General features: G+C 38.6%; 1 protein-coding gene. It reads right to left on the bottom strand.

Annotated features, from left to right (window positions below):
• Positions 1 to 1211 (bottom strand): DNA polymerase (locus tag FUA24_RS08125; protein ID WP_246146995.1); only part of this gene is annotated, 1211 nt, incomplete at both ends.

Genomic DNA, 1211 nt, shown 5'->3' with positions numbered 1-1211 from the left:
TTCTGCTGCACCACGAACAACCGCATTTCTAGAATTAATATCTTTTAAATATCTGCGTCTACCTAAAACCGTTTGCACATAACCATGGTCACGAGCAAAATCTACTTGTTTACTGATGTAGTTTTTTAGCTTCGGATAAGTTTCGTAATACGTGTCGATTAACTCTTTGGCTTCACTACGAGATAAATTAGTTTGATTGCTTAATCCGAAAGCTGAAACACCATAAATAATACCGAAATTTACAGTTTTAGCGTTGCTACGTTGTTCGCGCGTAACGTCTTCAATAGCCACATTAAACACTTTTGCAGCGGTTGAAGCGTGAATATCTTCACCGTTGTTAAAGGCTTCAATCATGGTTTCTTCTTCGCTTAAGGCTGCGATAATGCGTAATTCAATTTGAGAATAATCGGCAGCTAAAAGCGTGTAATCTTCGCTTCGCGGAATAAACGCCTTTCGCACTTGACGACCGCGCTCGGTACGAATAGGAATGTTTTGTAAGTTCGGGTTGTTACTACTTAAACGACCAGTAGCGGCAACGGTTTGCATATAATCGGTGTGAACGCGTCCTGTGGCTTCTTCAACCTGAAGCGGTAACGCATCAACATACGTGCTTTTAAGTTTGCTTAAACCTCTAAAATCAAGAATGTTTTGAATGATTTCGTGGTCTTTAGCCAAATAACTCAAGACATCTTCTGCAGTAGAATATTGCCTAGTTTTGGTCTTTTTTGGCTTGTCAACCAATTTCATTTTTTCAAACAAAATAATACCCAATTGTTTAGGAGATGCAATGTTGAATTCTTCGCCAGCAGCTTCGTAAATGCGCTTTTCAAGTGTGGCAATGTCGTTGTTTAGTTGCTCTGCTAATGACGCTAAAAAGTCTTTGTCAAGGTTAATACCTTCCAATTCCATAGCCGCTAAAACGCGCAGTAACGGAATTTCAATATCATCAAACAAGGTTTGGGTATTGGCTTCGCCTAATTCGTTTTGAAAATGTTCTTTTAATTGTAGGGTGATGTCGGCATCTTCAACAGCATATTCGGTTTGTTTATCTAAAGGAACGTCGCGCATTGAAAGCTGATTTTTTCCTTTTTTACCAATTAACGTTTCAATAGAAATTGGTGTGTAATTCAAATAGGTTTCTGCCAAAACATCCATATTGTGACGCATATCTGGATTAATAAGGTAATGTGCTAACATGGTATCGAACAGTT

The organism is Seonamhaeicola marinus, from assembly GCF_008085455.1.
This window is presented reverse-complemented; position numbering and strand designations above follow the sequence as displayed.